Origin of the sequence: Fluviicoccus sp., assembly GCF_030646115.1 — a bacterium.
GTDB lineage: Bacteria > Pseudomonadota > Gammaproteobacteria > Pseudomonadales > Moraxellaceae > Fluviicoccus.
Map to the genome: position 1 here is coordinate 441,439 of NZ_JAUSMX010000002.1, position 22,990 is coordinate 464,428.

General features: G+C 58.0%; 22 protein-coding genes and 1 pseudogene. 9 read left to right on the forward strand and 14 right to left on the reverse strand.

All coding sequences use genetic code 11. The features are described from left to right. Positions 1–8 precede the first annotated feature (8 nt). Genes kdsB through Q7T36_RS02145 form a run of 7 tightly spaced genes read right to left on the reverse strand, consistent with a single transcriptional unit; the run spans position 9 to position 7,114 of the window. Entirely contained in the window at positions 9–767 is a 759-nt protein-coding gene (gene kdsB, locus Q7T36_RS02115) for a 3-deoxy-manno-octulosonate cytidylyltransferase (RefSeq protein WP_304843476.1), read from the reverse strand. After that, positions 764–970, reverse strand: coding sequence for a Trm112 family protein (locus Q7T36_RS02120; RefSeq protein ID WP_304843601.1), 207 nt, complete (start codon positions 968–970; stop codon positions 764–766). The genes kdsB and Q7T36_RS02120 overlap by 4 nt, the downstream gene beginning before the upstream one ends. Continuing rightward, a complete protein-coding gene (gene lpxK, locus Q7T36_RS02125; protein ID WP_304843478.1) occupies positions 963–1,991 on the reverse strand; it encodes a tetraacyldisaccharide 4'-kinase in 1,029 nt (342 codons plus the stop codon). The genes Q7T36_RS02120 and lpxK overlap by 8 nt, the downstream gene beginning before the upstream one ends. Then, entirely contained in the window at positions 1,988–3,742 is a 1,755-nt protein-coding gene (gene msbA, locus Q7T36_RS02130; protein WP_304843480.1) for a lipid A export permease/ATP-binding protein MsbA, read from the reverse strand. The genes lpxK and msbA overlap by 4 nt, the downstream gene beginning before the upstream one ends. Next, the gene (locus Q7T36_RS02135) at positions 3,742–4,167 is read right to left on the reverse strand and encodes a biopolymer transporter ExbD (protein WP_304843482.1); all 426 of its coding nucleotides are present in this window, start codon (positions 4,165–4,167) and stop codon (positions 3,742–3,744) included. The genes msbA and Q7T36_RS02135 overlap by 1 nt, the downstream gene beginning before the upstream one ends. Continuing rightward, positions 4,164–4,796: a MotA/TolQ/ExbB proton channel family protein gene (locus Q7T36_RS02140; RefSeq protein ID WP_304843484.1), complete on the reverse strand. Its 633-nt coding sequence runs from the start codon at positions 4,794–4,796 to the stop codon at positions 4,164–4,166. The genes Q7T36_RS02135 and Q7T36_RS02140 overlap by 4 nt, the downstream gene beginning before the upstream one ends. Positions 4,797–4,843: 47 nt before the next feature. Next, on the reverse strand, positions 4,844–7,114 hold the full coding sequence (locus Q7T36_RS02145; protein WP_304843486.1) for a DNA internalization-related competence protein ComEC/Rec2: 2,271 nt from the start codon (positions 7,112–7,114) through the stop codon (positions 4,844–4,846). A 238-nt stretch (positions 7,115–7,352) separates the two neighbouring features. Here Q7T36_RS02145 and Q7T36_RS02150 point away from each other — a divergent pair, with 238 nt between their 5' ends. Next, the gene (locus tag Q7T36_RS02150; RefSeq protein ID WP_304843488.1) at positions 7,353–7,952 is read left to right on the forward strand and encodes a DUF2062 domain-containing protein; all 600 of its coding nucleotides are present in this window, start codon (positions 7,353–7,355) and stop codon (positions 7,950–7,952) included. An 18-nt stretch (positions 7,953–7,970) separates the two neighbouring features. Here the strand turns inward: Q7T36_RS02150 and lolD are convergent, their stop codons facing one another. Beyond that, complete coding sequence (lolD, locus tag Q7T36_RS02155) at positions 7,971–8,648, reverse strand: lipoprotein-releasing ABC transporter ATP-binding protein LolD (RefSeq protein ID WP_304843490.1); 678 nt, start codon at positions 8,646–8,648, stop codon at positions 7,971–7,973. Beyond that, positions 8,641–9,876, reverse strand: a complete 1,236-nt coding sequence (locus Q7T36_RS02160; protein WP_304843492.1) for a lipoprotein-releasing ABC transporter permease subunit — start codon at positions 9,874–9,876, stop codon at positions 8,641–8,643. The genes lolD and Q7T36_RS02160 overlap by 8 nt, the downstream gene beginning before the upstream one ends. 192 nt (positions 9,877–10,068) lie before the next feature. Here Q7T36_RS02160 and Q7T36_RS02165 point away from each other — a divergent pair, with 192 nt between their 5' ends. Beyond that, on the forward strand, positions 10,069–10,536 hold the full coding sequence (locus Q7T36_RS02165) for a PilZ domain-containing protein (protein WP_304843494.1): 468 nt from the start codon (positions 10,069–10,071) through the stop codon (positions 10,534–10,536). A gap of 46 nt (positions 10,537–10,582) precedes the next feature. On the opposite strand, the gene Q7T36_RS02170 is transcribed toward Q7T36_RS02165, so the two are convergent. Continuing rightward, on the reverse strand, positions 10,583–12,223 hold the full coding sequence (locus Q7T36_RS02170; RefSeq protein ID WP_304843497.1) for a glutamine--tRNA ligase/YqeY domain fusion protein: 1,641 nt from the start codon (positions 12,221–12,223) through the stop codon (positions 10,583–10,585). 118 nt (positions 12,224–12,341) lie between these two features. Here Q7T36_RS02170 and Q7T36_RS02175 point away from each other — a divergent pair, with 118 nt between their 5' ends. Beyond that, positions 12,342–12,851 carry a peptidylprolyl isomerase gene (locus Q7T36_RS02175; protein WP_304843499.1) on the forward strand — a complete coding sequence of 170 codons (510 nt, stop codon included), beginning with the start codon at positions 12,342–12,344 and terminating at the stop codon, positions 12,849–12,851. A gap of 67 nt (positions 12,852–12,918) precedes the next feature. Next, the gene (locus Q7T36_RS02180; protein ID WP_304843501.1) at positions 12,919–13,653 is read left to right on the forward strand and encodes a UDP-2,3-diacylglucosamine diphosphatase; all 735 of its coding nucleotides are present in this window, start codon (positions 12,919–12,921) and stop codon (positions 13,651–13,653) included. Positions 13,654–13,733: 80 nt separating this feature from the next. On the opposite strand, the pseudogene Q7T36_RS02185 reads toward Q7T36_RS02180, so the two are convergent. After that, positions 13,734–15,014, reverse strand: a pseudogene (locus Q7T36_RS02185) (acetyl-CoA C-acetyltransferase); the annotation flags it as partial. Between the two features lie 287 nt (positions 15,015–15,301). On the opposite strand from Q7T36_RS02185, the gene Q7T36_RS02190 reads away from it, so the two are divergent. From Q7T36_RS02190 to Q7T36_RS02205, 4 genes are all read left to right on the forward strand, one after another. Further along, entirely contained in the window at positions 15,302–16,696 is a 1,395-nt protein-coding gene (locus Q7T36_RS02190) for a 3-oxoacyl-ACP reductase (protein ID WP_304843503.1), read from the forward strand. A 216-nt stretch (positions 16,697–16,912) separates the two neighbouring features. Next, positions 16,913–17,773: a MaoC/PaaZ C-terminal domain-containing protein gene (locus Q7T36_RS02195; protein ID WP_304843505.1), complete on the forward strand. Its 861-nt coding sequence runs from the start codon at positions 16,913–16,915 to the stop codon at positions 17,771–17,773. A 63-nt stretch (positions 17,774–17,836) separates the two neighbouring features. Beyond that, entirely contained in the window at positions 17,837–19,036 is a 1,200-nt protein-coding gene (locus tag Q7T36_RS02200) for a serine hydrolase (RefSeq protein ID WP_304843507.1), read from the forward strand. 18 nt (positions 19,037–19,054) lie between these two features. Beyond that, positions 19,055–19,669 carry a 1-acyl-sn-glycerol-3-phosphate acyltransferase gene (locus Q7T36_RS02205; RefSeq protein ID WP_304843509.1) on the forward strand — a complete coding sequence of 205 codons (615 nt, stop codon included), beginning with the start codon at positions 19,055–19,057 and terminating at the stop codon, positions 19,667–19,669. Between the two features lie 114 nt (positions 19,670–19,783). Here Q7T36_RS02205 and Q7T36_RS02210 read toward each other — a convergent pair whose 3' ends face one another. From Q7T36_RS02210 to Q7T36_RS02220, 3 genes are all read right to left on the reverse strand, one after another. Next, positions 19,784–20,218: a hypothetical protein gene (locus Q7T36_RS02210; protein WP_304843511.1), complete on the reverse strand. Its 435-nt coding sequence runs from the start codon at positions 20,216–20,218 to the stop codon at positions 19,784–19,786. Positions 20,219–20,309: 91 nt separating this feature from the next. Beyond that, complete coding sequence (gene rraA, locus Q7T36_RS02215) at positions 20,310–20,810, reverse strand: ribonuclease E activity regulator RraA (RefSeq protein WP_304843513.1); 501 nt, start codon at positions 20,808–20,810, stop codon at positions 20,310–20,312. Between the two features lie 6 nt (positions 20,811–20,816). Further along, a complete protein-coding gene (locus Q7T36_RS02220; RefSeq protein WP_304843515.1) occupies positions 20,817–21,491 on the reverse strand; it encodes an NAD-dependent epimerase/dehydratase family protein in 675 nt (224 codons plus the stop codon). A gap of 182 nt (positions 21,492–21,673) precedes the next feature. On the opposite strand from Q7T36_RS02220, the gene Q7T36_RS02225 reads away from it, so the two are divergent. Continuing rightward, positions 21,674–22,834 (forward strand): isovaleryl-CoA dehydrogenase, encoded by a 1,161-nt coding sequence (locus tag Q7T36_RS02225; protein WP_304843517.1) that lies wholly within the window; start codon positions 21,674–21,676, stop codon positions 22,832–22,834. Positions 22,835–22,990: the final 156 nt, after the last annotated feature.

A 22,990-nucleotide genomic window follows, 5' to 3' on the forward strand; every position in this document is an offset into this window, starting at 1 on the left:
AAACCTGATTATGAATAAATTTGCCGGACCCGTTCCAGGTCTTCGGCCGTATCCACCCCTGGAGGGAGATTGGCAGACGCCAGATCGACATGAATACGCGCACCGTAGTACAGCGCCCGCAACTGCTCCAGCGCCTCCAGTTGCTCCAGCAAGGCCGGGGGCCACCCCACATACTGATGCAGAAACCGCACCCGGTAGGCATAAATACCCAGATGTCGCAGGTAAAGGTCGGGGGTCGGGAACGCTGTCACGCCGTCGCGGAAAGCATCCCTGGCCCAGGGAACACAGGCGCGACTAAAGTAGAGCGCCATATTCTGATGGTCACGGACCAGTTTGACGATATTAGGGTTGGTGAATTGCGTAACGTCATGTAACGGTTCCGCCAGCGTTGCCATGGATGCCTGAGGATGGGCCGCGAGGTTATCGGCCACCTGATTGATGACCTCGGGCGGAATCAACGGCTCATCGCCCTGGACATTGACGATAATGGCGTCGGCGGCCCACCCAAATTTGGCGGCGACCTCCTGCAAGCGATCGGTGCCGGAAGGATGATCCGGGGATGTCATCACCCACGGCGCTCCCGCCTTGTCAGCAGCTTCGGCAATGCGGCTATCATCGGTGGCGATGACGACAGACTGTGCGCCGCTCTGCACAGCTCGCTCATAAACCCGGATCACCATCGGTTTACCGGCAATATCCAGCAAGGGCTTGCCGGGAAGGCGGGTTGAACCGAACCGCGCCGGAATTACAGCGTGGAAAGCGGTCATAACGGCATACCACCGGCATCATGTGACAGCTTTTCATCAAGGCTCAGCGGGCGGGCCTCGTTTTCCAGCATGACCGGAATTTCATCACGCACCGGGAAGGCCAAGGCGTCAGCCCGGCAGATCAATTCATTGCGTTCCCTGACGTAATGCAAGGGGCCCTTGCACAAGGGACAAACCAGAATTGCGAGCAGTTTTTTATCCAGCATGAGCATTCTTCTCCCGACAACGGCCCAGAAAGGCCTGCATGAATTCCACAAATTCCTGATCCGGTCTGGCGGTGACAGGCAGTTGCCAGACCTGCTCTCCGGCAAAGTCACGACACTTGACGGCGTCCTTGGAGGTCATGACCACCGGCAAGCCATCGTCAAATGCCAAATCCGAGGGCACAAAACGGTGATGGTCCGGGAACGGATGGCGGATGACCCGAAACCCGGAATTCTCCAGTGTCGTGAAGAACCGCTCGGGGTTGCCGATACCCGCCACCGCATGCACTGTATCCGGTGATGCGGGAGGTGACTCCGGAGATGCAACGCCGACAGGCATCAAGCCGGCGGACGCCAATGTGAAGAGGAAACGCGGCACCGGATCGGGAATCACGCCCTTCAATGAAGCCATCTCGTGGGCGGAGCCGTTGACGATGACCGCATCGGCCCGCTTCAGCCGAGTCAGCGGTTCACGCAACGGCCCGGCTGGCAGTTGCATGCCGTTGCCGAACAAACGCTTGCCATCCACCACCACCAACTCCAGATCACGGCCAAGGGCATAATGCTGCAAACCATCATCACTAATGACGATATCGCACAAATTGTGTGCCAGCAGGTAGTCAACGGCTTGGGGGCGGTTGGGGTCAACCACCACCGGCACCCCGGTTTCCCGGCATATCAATAACGGTTCATCACCCGACGCTTCGGGACGGGTTGCGGATGTTACCCGCAACGGATAGTCGGCTTTCCCGCCATAACCCCGGCTGACCACCGCAGGCCGGAAGCCTTCACCCTGCAACAGCCGAACCAGATACAGCGTCAGCGGCGTCTTGCCCGTACCGCCAACGGTGATATTGCCGACAACAATGACCGGCACCGGAAAGCGGGTTGACTTCAGCCAGGCCAGCCGGTAAGCCATGCGTCTGAATCCGGTCAGCAGCGCATACAACCACGAGAACGGCCGCAAAAGCTGGAGAAAGCCGCTATTGCGGTACCAGGCCTCCGCCAGATCGGGCCTCATACCCGAAAGCCGTCGTCTTCTTCAACAAACTGGCGACTGTGAAGCTGGGCGTAAACGCCCCCTCTGGCCAACAAATCTGCATGGGCGCCGGATTCGACTATCTGGCCGTTCTCCATGACCAGGATCAGGTCGGCTTTTTCAATCGTCGACAAGCGGTGTGCAATCACCAACGTCGTCCGGTTTTTCATTACGGTTTCCAGGGCTGACTGGATATAGAACTCGGATTCATTGTCGAGGGCGCTGGTGGCTTCATCCAGAATCAGGATGGGTGCATCCTTGAGTATCGCCCTTGCAATGGCAAGGCGTTGCCGCTGGCCTCCAGAGAGCTGGGCGCCATCTTGGCCAATCCGGGTCCGGTAACCGTCAGGCAGCTTGATGATAAACTCATGTGCATAAGCCGCAAGGGCGGCAGCTTCAATATCTGTCTGGCTGGCGCCGGACAGTGAACCATACGCAATATTCTCGGCGATGGTGGTATCGAACAACATCACCTTCTGGTTTACGATAGAAATCTGGCGACGTAGTGAATCCAGTGTGTAATCCTGCAACGGCCTTCCATCCAGCAAAATCCTGCCGGGGTCGCAGTCATAAAAACGCGGCAACAGGTTGACCATGGTGCTCTTGCCGGAACCAGATCGCCCTACCAAGGCGACTGTCTGACCGGGTTGAATATGCAGATCGATATTTGTCAGAACCGGGCCGGTTTCGGGATATGAAAAAGTCAGCCCCCTATATTCCAGTTCACCCCGTGAACGCCCCATGACAGTTTTACCAGAGTCGGTTTCACCTGGAACATCAAGCATGGTAAATACAGATTCAGCGGCAGCAATGCCGCGCTGTATCTTTTCATTAATGTCAGTCAGTGCACGCACCGGCTTCGACAACAGACCGGCTGCTGTAATGTACGCCACGAACTCTCCGGCACTGACATCACCCAGAATGTGCGGTTGCAGCGCCATGTAAACCACAAAGCTCATGGAGACCGCCATGAGCAACTGCACCAGTGGCGTATTGAGGGATGCCGTTACCACCATTTTCATGCTTTGCCGCAAGTTTTCCATGGAGGCCTTTTCGAAACGCGCTTTCTCAAAGGCTTCGCCGCCATAACTTTTTACGACCGAGTACCCATTGATTACCTCATTAACGGTATGGCTGACATCACCCATGGTGTTCTGGATGCGATGAGAAAGCTTTCGGAACCGCTTGCTTGCCGTCCTTACCATCAAAGCCGCCAAGGGTCCGATCAGCAGCAGCGATAACGACAACCGCCAATTGGTCCAGAACAGGTAGACCAGCAGTCCAGCGACAACCGCACCTTCACGCACCAGTGTTTTCAGTGCATCTGTAGCGGCGCCGGTCACTTGTTCGACATCATAAATGAGCTTGGCGCTGATATGGCCGGGCGAATTGTGGAGAAAAAAATGGCTGGGCAGGGTCAGCAGCTTGTTGAACAACTCAGTCCGCAGGTGATAGACCACATTCCGCGCCACCAGCGACAGAAAATAGTTACCCATGAACGTACCAATGCCGCGAAACAGGAAAATGATCACAATCAGAAACGGGAACCAGTCCTTGGCGTGCTGATCCTTGTTCTGGATGGCATTGATGATGAACTTGACCAACTGGGCGGCGGCCCACTCGGTCTGGGCATTGATGAAAAAGCCCAACAGCCCCAGGGCAAAGGCCACCCAGTAAGCCCGGGTGTACTTGAGAAGCCGTTTATAGACCTGGATACCGGTGCTGGAGGACATTAACGGGGCTCGCTGCTGATGCGCGTACTGATATTAAGATTGACAAAGCCCATCTGCCCCGCCACATCCATGACCGTCACCACGGACTGATGCGGCGCCTTGCCGTCTGCGGCAATCACGAAGGGCAGGTCACGGCGGCCGTTGCTGATCTTTTCGATGGCGCTTTGGAGTTGGACGGCATTCTTGATGGCCAGTTCCTGACCGTTCACCGTGTAACCCCCTGTCTGGCTGACTCCGATTTCAATGGTGCGTCCGCCGGATGTCCGGGCGGGCTCACCCTTTGCTTCAGGCAACACAATCTGCACCTTGCCGGACTTGTTGAAGGTTGTGGAGATCATCAGGAAAATAATCAGGAACAACAGGCAATCAATCAGCGGCGTCAGGTTGATTTCCAGCGAATCTTCCCGGGGACGGCGAAACTTCATGGATTGATTTCCTGGAAGTCCACTTCCCGGTCACCATGAACGATATCCACCAGCTTGATGGCTTGTTGCTCCATATCCACTGCCACAGAGGTTATGTGCCGGACAAAATAGCGGTGCATGATCATAGCGGGAATGGCAACAAATATGCCCCCGGCCGTGGTGACCAGCGCCTTGGAAATGCCGTTTGCCAGCAGGGATGGGTCGGCCATGCCGCCGCCTGTAACTGCCATGAAGGCCTCGATGATGCCGAGCACGGTTCCCAGCAGCCCCAGCAAGGGGGAAATCATGGCCAATGTGCCCAACAAGGAAAGATACCGTTCCATGTGGTGAATGACCACCGAAGCGGACTCTTCAATGCTTTCCTTCATGATTTCCCGGCCGTGACGCGAATTCAGCAGGCCGGCCGCCAGGATTTCGCCCAGCGGCGAACCTGCCTTCAGCTCGCGAAGACGCTCAGCGTTCAGCTGCTTGCTGCGAATCCAGTTCCAGACTTCGGGCAATAACTCCGGCGGTGCAACCCGGCTGGTTCTCAAGGCCCAGGCACGCTCCAGACAAATCGCCAGAGCCAGCACCGAAGATACGATAATCGGCACCATCAGCCATCCACCGGCTTTAACTAACTCCCACACGCTGAAATCCCCTACATGAAGGCAAAAATGGTGATTACTTTACTCATTCACGGTGAATTGTGCCAGTAATGTCCAAGGCCACGCCACTGTTCCCGTGTTAATTCCCCCGTACCGCTCCATTGATATGTCAGTGTGCCGCCAGCGACCGTACTGTCCAGTGCAATTCCGGCTGTCTGGTAACGCTGCACCACCTTCGGATGGGGATGTCCGAAACGGTTGCGATAGCCGGCGGAAACTATGCCCAACTCCGGGTGCACCCGCTCCAGAAAAGCCGGCGTGCTGGAGGTTTTACTGCCATGGTGAGGTAAAACCAGCACTTCAGAAGCCAGTTCCGCCCCTGACTCCGCCAGCATTTGCTCAGCCTGTTTCTCGATGTCGCCGGTCAGCAAAATGCTGAATCCCCGGCCGGATACCCGTAACACACATGAGCGGTTGTTGTCCGTCATCGGCGCCATGCCAGGAACCGGTGACAAAAACGTAAAATCCACACCGTCCCACTGCCAGCGTTGACCGGCCCGGCAAAACTGCTGACGGGTTCCGGCTGAAGGCTGATAATTCTCCGGCAAGGAGCTGTATAGCAGTTGGTCGACCGGGAGGCGCTGCAACACCGGCTGCGCGCCACCGGTATGATCCAGATCATTATGGCTCAGCACCAGACGCTCGATCTTGCGGATTCCCGCCCCGTACAGAAAAGGCAGCACCACACGCTCACCGGTCATGGGCGAAGCACCCGTATCATAAAGCAGGTTGTGATGCCGGGTCTGCAAGACGACGCTAAGTCCCTGCCCCACATCCAGCACCGACATCCGTACAGCGCCGGCTTCCAGACTGGTTCGTAAAAAAAATACCGGCAGCAACAGCACCAATCCCAGTTCACGCGGGGCAAAGCGCGACGGCGCCATCAGCACCACCAGGGCCAGCGACAGGAAACACAGTGACACGGGGGCCGGTTGCCACATCAGGACCGAATCCCCCCAAGAGATCAGCCACTCCAGGAAGCGACCCAGCCACTCCAGCAGGCACCCGGCCCAATACCAGCAAGCCATTCCGGCATGTTCCCACAGTTGCCCGGCCAGCAACCCGGTCATGGCCAGCGGCACCACCACAAAGCCGATCAGCGGCACCGCCACGGCATTGGCCAAGGGTGAAACCAGGCTGATTTGCCCGAAGAACAACAGACTGAGCGGCATCAGCGCCAGAAAAAGGTACAACTGCAATCCTGCCGCCTGCAACAAAACCGGCTGATGCCGGGCCCTGGCGCTCCACAGCATGATCAGAGCCACGGCTCCGAACGACAACCAGAATCCGGCGGCATGCACGCTCAGTGGTTGCCAGAACAATACCAATGCCAGGGCCCGCCATAACACGCCCCAAGGGTCGTTCACCCTGGCGGCCAAGGCCGCCAGGGTACAGACCGCCAGCATCACCAGGGTACGCTGGGTGGGTAAGGACCACCCGGCCAGTGCGCCATACAACAACGACGCCAGCAACATTAACGGCCACTGCAGGCGGTAAAACGGGATGCGTCTGTACCAGGCCGGCCGCAATCCCGAGGCTTGCCGGACCAGCCAAACCACGGCAGACGCAAACAGAATGACGTGCGGCCCGGAAATGGCCATCAAATGAATAATGCCCGAATCCTGATACAAGTGACTGATGCTGTCTGAAACCTGCGCCCGATCCCCGGTCAGCAAGGCCAGGGTCACGGCAGCCTCCGGCTTGTCTGCGATCAGGGGTTCGAACTGACGGCGAATATCCAGACGCCATCCATCAAACGACCAATCGGCGCCTTGCAGTCTCTCGGCACGGCGAATTGCACCTGTAGCCGTGACACCTTCGGACATCCACCACTCTTCCAGATCAAAAGCATGGGGTGAAGCGGGCCCGTACGGTCGCTTCAAATTGACGTTGAGCCGCCAGACTTCACCCGGACGATATCCGGCGGGCGCACCGTTCAAGTCCCAATAACGGTGTCGGGGATAATAATGACCGGTTGAGAGGTTCTGCAGCGGCTGTACCCGGATATGGATGCGCCCGTGCTCGGCGGGAGCAGGTAAGCCTTCAATGCGGACTTCAACCGGCATCTCGCGGCCTTCATCCGCCTTGGGTATCCAGTCCTGCAAATACAGTCCGGCTTGCCAGACACCCCAGGCCAGCCCCAACAGCAGCCATCCCGGCCAGCGCAAAACCGGCATCTTGATTCCTGTCAGCAGTAGCGCCACACCAGCCAGAGCGGGCCAAAGCGGGTCAGGAAGTGAGGGTAGAAGCAGCAAAATGGAAACACCGGCGGCAAAAGCCGGCCAAACCGCGTTTGACATGCGCACATCCGTGTGGTCAAGGTCTTGGGAGGTGCGAGGTTAAAGGGATATTTCCAGTCAAACAAGCACTCAGCTCCTACCTCTGGCTGAAACCTTCTATCAGGAAATCCTGATTTGCGACCGGGCTGAACCGCATTTTGTCGCTTTCTTGTGCTTATCTTGTCGGACAGTCTTGTTCCGGATTGCAGAAGCCATTCAAATAGGAAAGAATGTCGCGCCCTTTGACCTGGAAAGCGGGATGCCCAAGCACATCATTCGCCGATACCTCCCGAACCCGGAGAAGATTGCCAAAACGCCCGGCCTGGGCTTCCTCCGACACCGGCTGGAAGATCCGAACCTATGGCATCTCAACCGTCGTTCGGCATCTGGCGCCATGTTCTGGGGCTTGTGGTGCGCTTTCCTTCCCATGCCTTTCCAGACCTTGCCGGCCGCCATAGCCGCGCTGGTGTTCCGGGTCAACCTGCCGCTGGCCATTGTCCTGTGCTGGATTTCAAACCCGCTGACAATGCTGCCAGTCATTTTCGTCGGTTACGATATTGGCGCGCTTATTCTGCAAAAACCCCTGCTCAATATGGCCGAGATCAGCAAGCTGATCGTGCATTTGGGCAACCTGTTCGACTCAACCCCGGAAGCGGCCGCCAACCGCCTTAACATGGCTGAACATATTGAGCCGTTTCTGCTGGGCATGCTGGTAAGCGGCTTTCTTGCTGGCGGCGTCGGCTATCTGGGCATGAACTGGTACTGGCGGCATCATGTCACCCGCGCCTGGCTGCTGCGCAGCAAACGTCAAAGCCAAGCCGGGAACACTCACGATTCCGGAACAGACCCGAAACCCTAGTTCGTCATTAGCGGCAGCTCAGACGAGCCTGCCGCTGCGCATCGTCAGCACCCGGTCAGCGGTATCAGCCAGCCGCTGATCATGTGTCACCACCACCAGACTCATACCCAGTTCGGTACGCAACTCTGCAAGCAAAGCCTGAATTTCCTGGGAGGTTTCAGCATCCAGATTGCCGGTCGGCTCGTCGGCCAGCACCAGATCCGGGCGGGAAACCAGGGCTCGGGCCAGCGCCACACGCTGACGCTCCCCTCCGGACAGTTCGGATGGTTTGTGATCCAGTCTTGGACCCAACCCCACCCTTTCCAGCAAACTGACCGCCGCCTTGCGGGCATCCGGAATACGGCTGTCCTTGCGTAACAACAACGGCATGCAGACATTTTCCAGAGCCGTGAATTCCGGCAACAAATGGTGAAACTGGTAAACGAAACCCAAGTGCCGGTTCCGCAAGTCCCCCCGGCGGATTTCATCCATATCACTCAAGGGTTGTCCCAGAATCTGAACTTTCCCGGCCGTAGGCAAATCCAGCCCCCCCAACAAATGCAGCAGAGTGCTCTTGCCGGAGCCGGAGCTGCCTACAATAGCCACAAATTCACCCCGGAATACCTCAAGGTTGACGTCATGCAACACCTCGACCGTGCGTGCGCCATCCTCAAAACGCTTGCTCAGGCCCTGGGCCTGCAAAACAGGATTACTCATAACGCAGCGCCTCGGCGGGTTGGACTTTCGCCGCCTTGCGGGCGGGGTAAATGGTGGCCAGGAAACTGATCAGCCCGGTCAGCAGGCTGACCCAGGTGACATCGCGCCAGCTCAGCTCGGACGGCAGGTAATTCACGAAATAAGCGTCAAACAACGATTGTCCGGAAACTTTCTCAAACCAGGTAATGACATCGGTAATGTTCAGGGACAAGACAATCCCCAGCAACACACCCGCCACGGTTCCGGCCAGGCCGATGACGGCGCCTTGCACCATGAAAATCCGGGTAATAGTTTGCGGGCTGGCGCCCAAGGTGCGAAGAATCGCAATATCCGCTTTCTTGTCGGTCACCACCATGACTAAGCTGGAAACAATATTGAAAGCCGCTACCGCCACAATCAACATCAGCAGCAAGCCCATCATGGCTTTCTCCATCTGGATGGCGCTGAACAGGTTGCCATGGGTCTGGGTCCAGTCAGTGGCGTAATAACGCTCCGGGAGCTGGTAAAGTAGTTCGTGGCTGACCGCCTGCGCGTCAAACAGATCCTTCAGCTTCAAACGGACACCTTGCACACTGTTGCCGATGCGCAATAGTTTGCCTGCATCCGCGATATGCACATAGGCCAGCAAACCGTCAACATCGGCACCAACCTGGAAAATACCGACAACCGTCATGCGTTTGAAGCGGGGAATGACGCCTGCCGGAGTGACAGCCGCCTCGGGCAGCACCAGCGTCACCTTGTCGCCGGTATTCACCCCCAAACTGGAAGCGAGTGCCGCGCCAAGAACGATACCGTAGCCATCCGCCACCAGAGCCTCAAACCGCCCCTGCTGAATATGACGGGAAATGATCGACACCTGCTTTTCATAGGCCGGTTCAATCCCGCTGATCATGGCGCCGGTCACCTGGCCGTTGGCCGTCAACATGCCCTGCAGTTGGGTGACCGGCGCAACCGCCAAAACCTGTGGATTTCTTTTGGCAAACTCTGCTAAGTTCTGCCAATCCGGAATCGGTTCACGGGAAGACAGGGTGGCATGGGGTATCATGCCCAAAATCCGGTTTTTCAATTCCCGGTCAAAACCGTTCATTACGGACAAAACAGTGATCAGCACAGCCACCCCGAGCGTCAGGCCAAGAATTGACGTCAGGGAAATGAAGGAAATAAAGTGGTTACGGCGTTTGGCGCGGGTATAGCGCAGGCCGATCAGCAGGGAAACGGGCTTGAACATGGCGGGATTTGGACCATAATCTTAACTAGGCGGCATAGGCCACAAGGGTTGGAAATCATGACAAGAATGACAAATTCGGATAATCCTTTTGAAAGAAGACTTCTTTCACGCGTCGACTCGACACTATCCCTGCATTACCAACCCATCAGTAGTGCAGAATCGTTAAAGGATCCTTACGATACCTGTTTTTCCTTGCCCCGCTATTTTACGCTGTTCGCTGAAATGGAACAGATTGACAGTGTGCAACGCAGTCAGATGAACATGGTGGATCGGGAAAACCCCCGGCTCAGCGGCTTGTTCCAGGCGATGAACCTGAAAATCGAATTGCTGACCGGCGCCATTTATGACGGACTGGCCAAGTTGCTCTCCCCCATTCCGCAACGCGTCAACCTGAGTGAAAGTGGTCTGTCCTTTCACGCAACGGAAGCACTGACTCCGGGCACACACCTGCATCTGGCCATCAGCCATCTGGAACATCACTATCACATTGCCGCTACTGCGCGCGTGGTGTACTGCGAAGACGAAGATCTGGAAGGTTTCCGGACCGGCCTGTACTTCATCAACATCAACCCCAGCGACCGCGCCCGCCTCTCCCGCGATATTTCACTCAAGGAAGAGGAACACGCCTCGCTGGAGCCGTTTGAAAATCCGGATATCTGAATCGAAACGTCCGGGAGCGGCCTGACCCGACCGCCCCCGGCTTGAATCAGGCCCCGCCCCAGGAATCCCGCAGCCCCACGGTACGGTTGAATACCGGCTTGCCGGGCTTGGTGTCCACCAGATCCGCCACGAAATACCCCTCGCGCTCAAACTGGAACCGGTCTTCCGCAGCGGCATTGGCCAACGAAGGCTCCACCATCGCCTGCACCACCTTGAATGCCTCCGAATTGATGCAGCCCAGGAAGCCGTCATCACCCGCTTCCGGATCCGGCTGGGTGAACAAGCGGTCATACAGGCGCACTTCGGCCGGCACACCGGCGGAAGCGGACACCCAGTGAATAACGCCCTTGACCTTGCGGCCTTCGGGATTCTTACCCAGGGTATCGAGATCGGCCGAGCAGCGCAGTTCCACCACGTCTCCGGACTCATTGCGGATCACTTCATCGCAGCGGATGACGTAGCTGTGGCGCAGGCGAACTTCCCCACCCGGCACCAGCCGCTTGAAGCCCTTCGGCGGGTTATCGCTGAAGTCGGCAGCGTCAATAACGATCTCGCGGGTGAAGGGGATTTCACGCTCGCCCAGTTCCGGCAGGTTGGGGTGGCAGGCTGACCGCAGCATCAACACCTCGTCGATGTTCGTGACCACCACCTTCAAGGGATTGAGCACGGCCATGGCGCGCGGCGCGGTGTTTTCCAGATGGTTGCGGATGCAGAATTCCAGCATGCCGACATCGACCACGCCTTCACTCTTGGTGATGCCGATGCGGTCACAGAAATCCCGCAGTGACTCGGGGGTGTAACCGCGACGGCGCAGACCGGCAATGGTCGGCATCCGCGGGTCGTCCCAACCATGGACATGACCTTCGTCCACCAGCTTTTTCAGCTTGCGCTTGCTGGTCACGGTGTAATTCAGGTTCAGACGCGAGAATTCGATCTGTTGCGGATGCGCGGGCGTGGCCAGCGTGTCGAGCAGCCAGTCATAGAACGGGCGGTGATCCTCGAACTCCAGCGTGCAAAGCGAATGCGTAATGTATTCCAGGGCATCGGAGATGGGGTGGGTGTAGTCATACATCGGGTAGATGACCCACTTGTTGCCGGTCTGGTGATGCTCCACCTTCTTGATGCGGTAAATGACCGGATCGCGCAGGTTGATGTTGGGCGACGCCATGTCCACCTTGGCGCGCAGCACGCATTCACCTTCGTTGAAGTCACCGGCGCGCATCTTTTCGAACAGGCTCAGGTTTTCCTCAACCGTGCGGTTACGGAACGGCGATTCCAGTCCAGCCCCGTTCAGGGTACTGCGGCCCTGGCTGATGGCCTCGGCGCTTTGGGAGTCCACATACGCCTTGCCCATGCGGATCAGTTGCACGGCATAGTCGTAAAGTGCGTCGAAATAATTGGAGGCGTACCGTGTATCGCCCGCCCAGTCAAAGCCCAGCCAGTGCACATCGCGCTTGATGGCGTCGATGTATTCCTGTTCTTCCTTTTCGGGATTGGTGTCGTCGAAACGGAGGTTGCACTCGCCGCCCGCCTCGGCCGCCACGCCGAAATTCAGGCAGATCGACTTGGCGTGACCAATATGCAGGTAGCCGTTGGGCTCCGGCGGAAAACGGGTGATGATACGGGAGTGTTTGCCGGAGGCCAGGTCTTCAACAACCTGGGTGCGGATAAAATCTTTAGCTTCCATGGTAAACGGGAACTCGCATGACAAGCGTGGAATCTGCCTTTATGATTAGAGGCCGGAAAAAACGGCCAGTCTAGCGCGCACGCCGGACGGTCACAAGCCTTTTACCTTTGATTACAGGATGATGCCCATGCAAGTTGCCCTGAACACCAACTACGGCCGTATTGTGCTCGATCTCAACGCCGAGAAAGCCCCCAAGACGGTTGCCAATTTTGTGTCCTATGTTCGCAGCGGCCATTACAACGGCACCATTTTCCATCGCGTGATTGACAGCTTCATGATCCAGGGCGGCGGTTTTGACGCCAACATGAACCAGAAGCCGACCCAGGCCACGATCGAGAACGAAGCCGACAACGGCCTGAAGAACGACGAAGGCACCATTGCCATGGCCCGCACCCAGGACCCGCACTCTGCTTCCGCTCAGTTTTTCATCAACATCAAGAAGAACGACTTCCTGAACTACACCGCCAAGACCACCCAAGGCTGGGGCTATGCCGTTTTCGGCAAGGTTGCCGAAGGCATGGACACGGTTGCCAAGATCAAGGCCGTGCAAACCGGTCGCTCCGGCTACCACAGTGATGTTCCGGTCAAGCCCGTGATCATCGAAACCGCTGAAGTTATCGGCGAATAAGCCAATAATTCCGGGCCGACCGGCGGCCCGGAAACCCTCCCCCATTTTTATCAGATGTTGTTGCCGCATGAAGCCGACCTATTTCATTTCCGACCTGCACCTTTCACCCGACCTGCCGCGAGTTACGGCGGGCTTTTTGGCTTTGGTCGATAATCTGGAAGGTAACGCCGAAGCGCTGTATGTGCTGGGCGACTTGTTCGAGGCCTGGGTCGGGGACGACAACCTGAACGACTATAACCGCTCCGTCATCGATGCTTTCGCCCGGCTGGGTGCACGCGGAACGGCGGTATATTTCCTGCACGGAAACCGCGATTTCCTGCTGGGCGACGAATTTGTGAAATCCTGCCGGGGCTTCATGCTGCCTGAGTCCCAGGTCATCCAGTGCTACGGCTATCAGGTGCTGGTGGAGCATGGCGATGCTTTGTGCACGCTGGATGAAAAATACCAGGCCTTCCGCGCCCAGAGCCGTCACCCGCTGTGGCAGCAAGGCATGCTGGCCAAACCCTTGGCCGAACGGGTGCAGATTGCCGAAGCCTGGCGCGCCCAAAGCCGCATGGCCAACAGCAACAAGCCGGAAAACATCATGGATGTGACGCCGCAAGCCGTGATTGACACCATGATCGCCAAGAACGTGACGCTGATGGTGCACGGCCACACCCATCGTCCGCAGGTGCATGAGTTGAATCTGGGTGACAAGACCGGGCAACGGCTAGTGCTGGGCGACTGGCGTGAAGACGAAGGCAAGGCCGTGATTGCCGTGGCTGACGAGAAAGGCATCCGCCTGACCGACTGGACATTTTGAACCCGGAACTCGACCACCCGCTGAAGCAATAACCATAAAAAAAGCGACCCGAAGGTCGCTTTTTTTCATCTTGAAACCGCTCAGGCAGCCGGTTTCTCGATGATGGCCACCACACCCTGACCACCGGCGGCGCAGATGGAGATCAGGCCGCGACCGCTGCCCTTCTCGTTCAGCATCTTTGCCAGCGTGGCGATGATGCGGCCACCGGTGGCTGCGAACGGATGGCCGGCCGCCAGCGAGGAGCCGTTGACGTTCAGCTTGCTGCGGTCGATCTTGCCCAGCGGCTTCTTCAGGCCCAGACGCTCCTTGCAGAACGCCGGATCTTCCCAGGCCTTCAAGGTAGACAGCACTTGTGCGGCAAAGGCTTCATGGATTTCATAGAAATCGAAGTCCTGCAGCTTGATGCCGGCGCGGTCCAGCATGCGCGGCACGGCATAGGCCGGAGCCATCAGCAGGCCTTCCTTCTTGTGCACGAAGTCAATGGCGGCGACTTCGCTGAAGGTCAGGAATGCCAGCACCGGCAGGTTGTTGGCTGCAGCCCATTCTTCCGAAGCCAGCAACACCACGGACGCGCCGTCGGTGAGCGGTGTGGAGTTGGCGGGCGTCATGGTGGCGCCTTCACCCTTGCCGAAGCAGGGCTTCAGGGTGGCCAGCTTTTCCAGCGAGAGCTCGGCGCGCATGTTGTTGTCGCGGCTGAGGCCCTGGTACGGGGTCACCAGATCGTTGAAGAAACCGCGCTCGTAAGCGGCGGCCATGTTCTTGTGGCTGTTATACGCCAGCAGATCCTGATCTTCGCGGGAAATATTCCATTCCTTGGCGGTGACGGCGCAGTGGTCGCCCATGGACAGGCCGGTGCGCGGCTCGCCGTTGCGCGGCTGTTCCGGCATCAGGTGCTTGGGACGAATCTTCAGGGCGATCTTAAGGCGCTCTTGCGTGGTCTTGGCGCGGTTGAGCTCCAGCAGGATCTTGCGCAGCTTGTCATTGACGCCCAGCGGTGCGTCAGAGGTGGTGTCAACGCCACCGGCGATACCGCACTCGATCTGGCCGAGAGCGATCTTGTTGGCGACAAGAATGGCGGCTTCCAGGCCGGTGCCGCAGGCTTGCTGGATGTCATAAGCCGAGGTTTCCGGGGCCAGCTGGGTGCTGAGCACGGCTTCCCGGGTCAGGTTGAAGTCGCGGCTGTGCTTGAGCACGGCGCCGGCAACCACTTCACCCATGCGCTTGCCTTGCAGGTTGAAACGCTCAATGAGGCCGTTCAGGGCGGCGACCAGCATGTCCTGGTTGGACACGTTGACGTAAGCACCGTTGGAACGGGCAAAGGGAATGCGGTTACCACCAATAATTGCGACACGACGAACAGTCATAACATCCTCCGGGATTTTTCTACCATGTCAGCTTAACAATGCCGATACAAACCGGCATTGGCTGAGGCGCGGCGCGTAGTCTGCCACAAGGCAAATGCAGTCACGAGAGGGTTTTGCTAGTCTTCACCCGTCAAAGTGGCGAAAGCTGACCAACGGTGTAAATTTTGAGGGGTGGCTTGACCGCATACTCTCGCCAAAAGCCGTGTTTTGGTCTAGTCTCGCGCCGCAAAAGCCCCTCCCGCCGGGGTCTTCACTGTTTTATTGTCCACTACCAGGGGAACGTCATGAGTGACCGTTATCAAGTATTTGCGAATTCCGCCCTCGGCCGTATGCTGATCCGTAATCTGGGCCTGCCCGCTCCGTTGTCCCTGGACCGTTTCGATGCCTCCAAGCCGCTGGTCAACGGCCCGGTGCTGCTGGGCGCCGCTCCTGGCAGCGAATTGGTTGCTCCGTTGTCGCTGGTGCTGAAGAACATCCACGCTGAGGCCTATGCCGGCGCCCAAGATCACGTGCACCGCGCCGCCGCCGATGCCGGTCTGAACCTTCGCATGTACAACCGCGAAGACAAGGGCCAGAAGTTCAAGGCATTCGTGTTCGACGCCACCGGCATCATGAACAGCGAACAACTGGTCGAGCTGTACAATTTCTTCAACCCGATTGCCCGCCAGTTGCTGAACAGCGGGCGCGTACTGGTGATCGGCCGCACCCCCGAGCTGTGCAGCTGCACCAAGCACGCCACCGCCCAGCGTGCCCTGGAAGGCCTGACCCGCGCCATCGGCAAGGAATTCAAGAAAGGCATGACCTCGCAAGTGGTCTATGTGGCTCCGGGTGCTGAAAACCAGATTGAATCCTCGGTCCGCTTCTTCCTGAGCGCCAAGTCCGCCTATGTGTCCGCCCAGGTGGTTCGCGTTTCCCCCAGCGATATCCAGCTCAATATCGACTGGACCAAGCCGCTGGCCGGAAAGACCGCCTTGGTGACCGGCGCCAGCCGTGGCATTGGTGAGGCCATTGCCGACGTGCTGGCCCGTGACGGCGCGCACGTGGTGTGTCTGGACATTCCCGCACAGGAAGCAGACCTGCAACGTGTCGCCGCCCGTATCGGCGGTTCCGTGCTGGGTCTGGACATCACCTCTGCCGAAGCTCCGCAGAAGATTGTCGATCACTTCAAGGGCAAGGGCCTGGACATCATCGTCCACAACGCCGGTGTTACCCGCGACAAGACCCTGGCCAACATGACCCCGCAACAATGGGGCCTGGTGCTGAACATCAACCTGTCCAGCGAAGAGCGCATCAACGACGCGCTGCTGGCCAACAACGTGCTCAATGCCAACGGCCGCGTCATCTGCGTGTCGTCCATCAGCGGCATCGCCGGTAACATGGGTCAGACCAACTACGCAGTGTCTAAGGCCGGTGTCATCGGCATGGTGCAATCCATGGTGCCCGTGCTGAAGGAAAAGGGTGTCACCATCAACGCCGTGGCTCCGGGCTTCATTGAAACCGCCATGACCGCCGCCATCCCCTTCGCCATCCGTGAAGCCGGCCGCCGAATGAACTCGATGTCACAAGGCGGCCTGCCGGTTGATGTGGCCGAAGCCATTGCCTGGTACGCCAACCCCGCCTCCGCCGGTTTGAGCGGCAATGTGGTGCGGGTGTGCGGTCAGAGCCTGATCGGGGCTTGATGCAAGTTCCCTCTCCCCTTGTGGGAGAGGGTTAGGGAGAGGGGTGCTGCGGTGGTCTGCACACAGTCCTTCTCAAAGACACCTACTCCCGATTGTTCACTCACTTCAGGGGTGACGGTTACGGCGTGAGCCAGGATTCCTGCCTCCACCGTACCCCTCTCCCCGGCCCTCTCCCACAAGGGGAGAGGGAGCTTCTCTTCTCGGGGCCTTCATATCATGACCACCCTCTCCTTCCAATCCCTGCCTTCCAGCCTGTCGCTGTACCCCAAGGCATTGATCAACAGTTACAAGGCCAAGAAAAGCACCGACCTGCCGGATCTCAAGGCCAGCCTGAGCGCCGTCAGCATCGACCGCCAGCACCTGGCCGCCTACAACGCCGTCTGCGGTTTCGGCCAAGGCGACGTGCTGCCCGCCACTTACCTGCACATGCTGCTGTTCCCCCTGCACATGGCGCTGATGGCGGATGAATCCTTTCCTTTCGCCCTGCTCGGTTTGGTGCACATTTCCAACAGCATCACCCAGCACCGCCCGGTCAATGCCGCCGAAAAGGTCAACCTGACCTGCGAATTCGGGGAACTGAAGCCGCACGACAAGGGCGTGCAGTTTGCGCTGATCGGCAAGGCCTATGTCGGCAACGAACTGGTCTGGTCCAGCGAAAGCGTGTACTTGCGCCGTCAATCCACCGGTGCGGAAGCCAAGTCAGACAAGCCCAAGGAAACAAAGTCCGCCGGAACTCCGGACTTCAACGCCATCTGGGAAATTCCCGGCGATATCGGCCGCCAATATGGCGCGGTGTCCGGTGACCGCAACCCGATCCACCTCTACAACTTCACCGCCAAGCTGTTCGGCTTCCCTCGCGCCATTGCCCACGGCATGTGGACCAAGGCCCGCTGCCTGGCCGCCTATGACGGCCGCCTGCCCGCCGCCTTTAAGGTGGACGTGCAGTTCAAGCTGCCGGTACTGTTGCCCGCCAAGGTGGCCTTCCAGTCCATCCCCAACGGCAAGGGCGCGTTGTTCTCCGTCGCCGACGTCAAGTCCGGCAAACCGCATCTGGCGGGGAGCATTACGGCTCTGTAAGCTCGGGGGCGCGATGACAACATCGCGCCCTTTTTCCTTGTCTGCCCGAAATGAGTCAGCCCCATGACCTACACCATCCACGGCCGCTACGAATCCAACTTCGAACCCCTGGCCGATGTCTTCCTGCAACAGATGCCAAAATCACCCAAAGTCGGCGGCGCAGCGCTGACCGTCTACCATCGCGGTGTGCCGGTGGTTGATATCTGGAGCGGCGTGCGCAACAAGGGCGGAACGCCGTGGCAGGCGGACACCATGAGCATCAGCTATTCCACCACCAAAGGCATCCTCAGCACGCTGGCGCACATGCTGGTGGACGAAAGTGTGCTGGCCTATGACACCCCCATCGCCCATTGGTGGCCGGAGTTTGCCGCCAACGGCAAGCATGGCATCACGCTGCGCCATGTCATGACCCACGAATCCGGGCTGTACCACATCCGCCAGATGATTGAAAACGCGCGTGAAATGCTGGACTGGCCGCACATGCTGGACGTGATCGCCAACGCCAAGCCCTACCACGCCCCCGGTGAGCGTTGGGGCTATCACGCCCTCACCTACGGCTGGATTGTGGGCGGCGTCATTGAAAAAGCCACCGGCGAACCGCTGGCCAAGACGCTGGCTGAAAAAATCGCCATTCCGCTGGAACTGGACGGCTGCTACATCGGCGTACCCGACAGCGAACTGTCGCGCTGCTCCGAAATCATTGGCGCGGCCCGCCACAACCCGAATCCGCGCAAGCCCTCGAAAGTAGCGGTGTGGCGGCAGAAGCTGATCACCAACGCACTGGCCCTGTCCGGTTTTGACGACAGCACCGCCACCGACGCCCTGCTGCCGCGCGGCATGAGCCGTTTCTACCTCGACGAAGCCGAAAGCCTGCAAGCTTGCATCCCCGGCGCCAACGGCGTGTTTACCGCCCGTTCGCTGGCGCGTATTTATGCCGCACTGGCCAACGGCGGCGAACTGGACGGCGTGCGCCTGATGTCCGCCCAACGTTTGGCGGAAGCGACCCGTGTGCACAGCCGTCAGCGCGGCGAGGTGGTGCCGATGCCAATGCACTGGCGGATGGGCTATCACCGTATCTTCACCACCTGGCCGAAGACTCCGCATGCCTTCGGGCATTTCGGCTATGGCGGCTCGGGTGCGTGGGCAGACCCGTCGCGTGATCTGGCAGTCGCCTACACGGTCAATACCGGCAGCGGTTCGCCGCTGGGTGACTTGCGCATCATGCGAATCAACACCGCCGTCATTCAGTGTGCTGAAAACTGATTGGGAGATAACGCAACCATGGCAACGTTCAAGCTGGGTGATCAGGTGCCGCAACGCGGCAACATTTTCTCGAAGGCGGTGGGCGCAGCCATGTTGCGGGCGGTTGGCTGGCGGGTGGTGGGTGATTTTCCCAATGTGCCGAAGGCGGTGATGGTGGTGGTGCCCCATACTTCGAACTTTGACGCCTATATTGCGTTGGCGGCAACCTGGGCCATCGGGCTGGATATCACCATGATGGTGAAGCATACGGTGTTTGTGTGGCCGTTTGGCGGTTTGCTGCGCGGGTTGGGGTTTGCGCCGGTGAACCGGGAAGATGCGAAGAATCTGGTGGGGGTGTCGGCCCGGAAGTTCCGGGAATCGGACAAGCTGATTATGGGGATTGCGCCGGAGGGGACGCGGCACAGTGCGAAGCAGTGGAAGTCGGGCTTTATGCGGATTGCGCTGGAGGCCGGGGTGCCGGTGATCATGACGGGGTTTGATTACCGGAAGAAGGAGGTGATTTTCTTGGGGCGGTTTGATCCGTCCGGGGATATTGAAGGGGATATTCCGAAGATTATTGCATTGTTCAAGGAGGTTTATCCGAGGATTCCGGAGAGGTTATCGGAGCCGTTGAAGGAGATTCAGCAACGGTGAGGTGGTTTATCCGTTTGTAGGTTGGGTTGAGGCACGTAACCCAACAGTGTGTTTGTGCAGGGTGCGTATGTTGGCCTCATCTGTCAATCCATAAGCCTACAAGGCTCGAGATTCCTATTCGAGCCCGTATATTGGACGACAGTCAGGAGTGTGGCCATACCACCAGTAGATCTCTCGTCCTTTACCATTTCCAATATAAATAGTTATGCCTATTTTTTCTTTACAAAATATCATAGCACTCTCCGTTCTTGTTTTAAGCTGCCACCCTCTCGCCAGAAACTCCTTGTAATACCATTGCTTAATCGTTTCGCGACTCATACCATAAGAAAATAAATGTTCCATACGGGCTGCTGTCGTAGTAGTCGTCACTTTTCCTTTCGTATAAATAACGCCACTTAATACTGGCCTGCTCTTAAAATCCGATATCATTTCACCAAATCGCGCATATCCAAAAGTCTGCGTTATAGTTGGACTCATTATAAGAACAGAAAGGATTCCAATAAATACAATAACTATCACCGCATCAATCAAGTGCGATTTCGGAATCATGATTGACTAACCTGAAAATCAGCTAAAATAGGGCAAAAAACAAAACCCTTCGAACGAAAGATGTAGTCGGGCTGAAGCCCGACCCACAAAATCATTCCCCCGCCGGCATCTCCAACGCCTTATCCGCCACAATCACCCCATTATTATCCGCGTAAATATACTCCCCATCCTCAATAATCACCCCGCCAAACGACAGACGAATCCCCGTCTCCCCAATCCCCCGCCGATTACTCTTCATCGGCATCGAATTGATCGCCTGAACCCCCAGGTCCAGCTGCGCCAGCGCATCCACATCCCGCACGCACCCGTAAACAATCACCCCTTCCCACTCATGCTTCACCGCACTGGCGCCAATCAAATCCCCCAACAGCGCACAGCGCAACGACCCGCCGCCATCCACCACCAGCACCTTGCCCTTGCCCGGCGTCGCCAGCAGCTCCTTCACCCGCGAATTGTCCTCAAAACACTTCACGGTCACCACCTGACCGCCAAAGGACTTCCGACCGCCATAATTGCGGAACATCGGCGAAATCACACGCACATCAGGATAGGCATCGCACAGATCGGGGGTAACGTAATCAACCATGACCAACTCCAGTCAGGAAAAGGCAGCCAACGCCGCCAGCATATCATCGTAAAAATACACGGAAGGATTCACTTCCGGCTCGGGCAGATTGGCCACCGCCACCATCGCCGAAGCCACCTGCTCACCGCGAATCGGCTGGATGGCGCGCAACGGCCCGCGCAAAAACAGCCCGACCACGGGGAAGAAAGTCGCCAACAAGTTCTCAGCCAAACGGGTTTCGCCACGCTCACCCAGCAGCAGCGACGGCCGGAAAATGCTGAGGCGCGGGAACTCCAGCGTCGTAATGTCCTTCTCCAGCAAACCCTTCACCCGGCTGTAAAACACCAGCGACTTGGGGAACGCTCCCAGCGCCGACACCAGCAGAAAATGCGTGCAGCCGTTCTGGCGCATGGCATGGGCAAATTCCAGGTTATAGCCGAAATCCACCTTGTGAAACTCCGCCTTGCTCCCGGCCTGCTTCAGCGTGGTGCCCAGGCAGCAAAAAGCCTCATCCGCATGCAGGTTGACCAGTGAATCGGCCAGTTTGTCAAAATCCACAATCAGGTTTTGCAACTTCGGATGCGGCGTAACCGGCTTGCGGCTCACCGCAATCACCTTCTCATACATCGGCAACGCCAGCAGTTTTTCCAGAACCTGTTTCCCTACCAGTCCTGTGGCTCCTATCAAAATCGCGGTTTTTCCGCTCATGGAGATGCCCTGTAAAACAGCCAAAGGAAGGGATGGATTATGACCTTTGATGCAGATTTGGCAATAGTCTTATGAATGCCGGTGCTTTAGCAGCGTGGCGCAATCCGTCTAGCAAAGCAAGCATTTGCTTGGTATGATCCGGTGCATGCAAATCGCCCCCTCCGGAACACAGGAAACAGACCATGTACACAGGCATGAATTTCGGTTTTGACGACACCCTCAATCAGCTGCGTGACACCGTTCGCCAGTTCGCCCAGGCGGAAATCGCCCCGCGTGCGGCGGAGATCGACTCCAGCAACCAGTTCCCCATGGACCTGTGGAAGAAAATGGGTGATCTGGGTCTGCACGGCATGACCGTGCCCGAAGAGTTAGGCGGCGTGAACATGGGTTATCTGGCGCATGTGGTCGCCCTGGAGGAAATCTCCCGCGCTTCCGCTTCCGTCGGCCTGTCTTACGGTGCGCATTCCAACCTGTGCATCAATCAGATCTATCGCAACGGCACCGACGAACAGCGCGCCAAATACCTGCCGAAACTGGTCAGTGGCGAACACGTAGGCGCGCTGGCCATGTCTGAAGCCGGCGCCGGTTCCGACGTTGTTAGCATGAAGCTGCGCGCCGACAAGGTGGACGGCGGCTATGTGCTGAATGGCACCAAGATGTGGATCACCAACGGTCCCGATGCCAGTACCTATGTCATCTATGCCAAGACCGACCTCACCGCCGGTCCGCACGGCATGACCGCCTTCATTGTCGAACGTGACTGGAAGGGTTTCAGCCGTTCGCCGAAGCTGGACAAACTGGGCATGCGCGGTTCGAACACCTGCGAGTTGGTGTTCAATGATGTGTTAGTGCCGGAAGAAAACATCCTTGGTCGTCTGAACGGCGGCGTGAAGGTGCTGATGAGCGGACTGGATTACGAGCGAGTGGTGCTGTCCGGCGGCCCCATCGGCGTGATGCAGGCTTGCATGGACATCGTGGTGCCCTACATCCACGAGCGCAAGCAATTCGGTCAGGCCATCGGCGAGTTCCAGCTGATCCAGGGCAAGGTGGCGGACATGTACACCAAGCTCAATGCCTCCCGCGCCTACCTGTACGCCGTAGCGCAAGCCTGCGACCGTGGCGAGACTGCCCGCAAGGACGCCGCCGCCGTCATCCTTTATACTGCCGAGAACGCCACGCAATGTGCGCTGGACGCCATCCAGATCCTGGGAGGCAACGGCTACATGAACGACTGCGCCACCGGCCGCCTGCTGCGCGACGCCAAGCTCTATGAAATCGGCGCGGGCACCTCGGAAATCCGGCGTATGCTGATTGGACGGGAATTGTTCAAGGAAACGGCCTGAAGCTTTTCCCCCTCTCCCCCTGTGGGAGAGGGCCGGGGAGAGGGGTGCGGAAAGTTGTCCATACACACCGTCAGTTCCGGATTCACCGCCGTACCCCTCTCCCTAACCCTCTCCCACAAGGGGAGAGGGAACTCCCGAACATTGCGAATTTCAGTT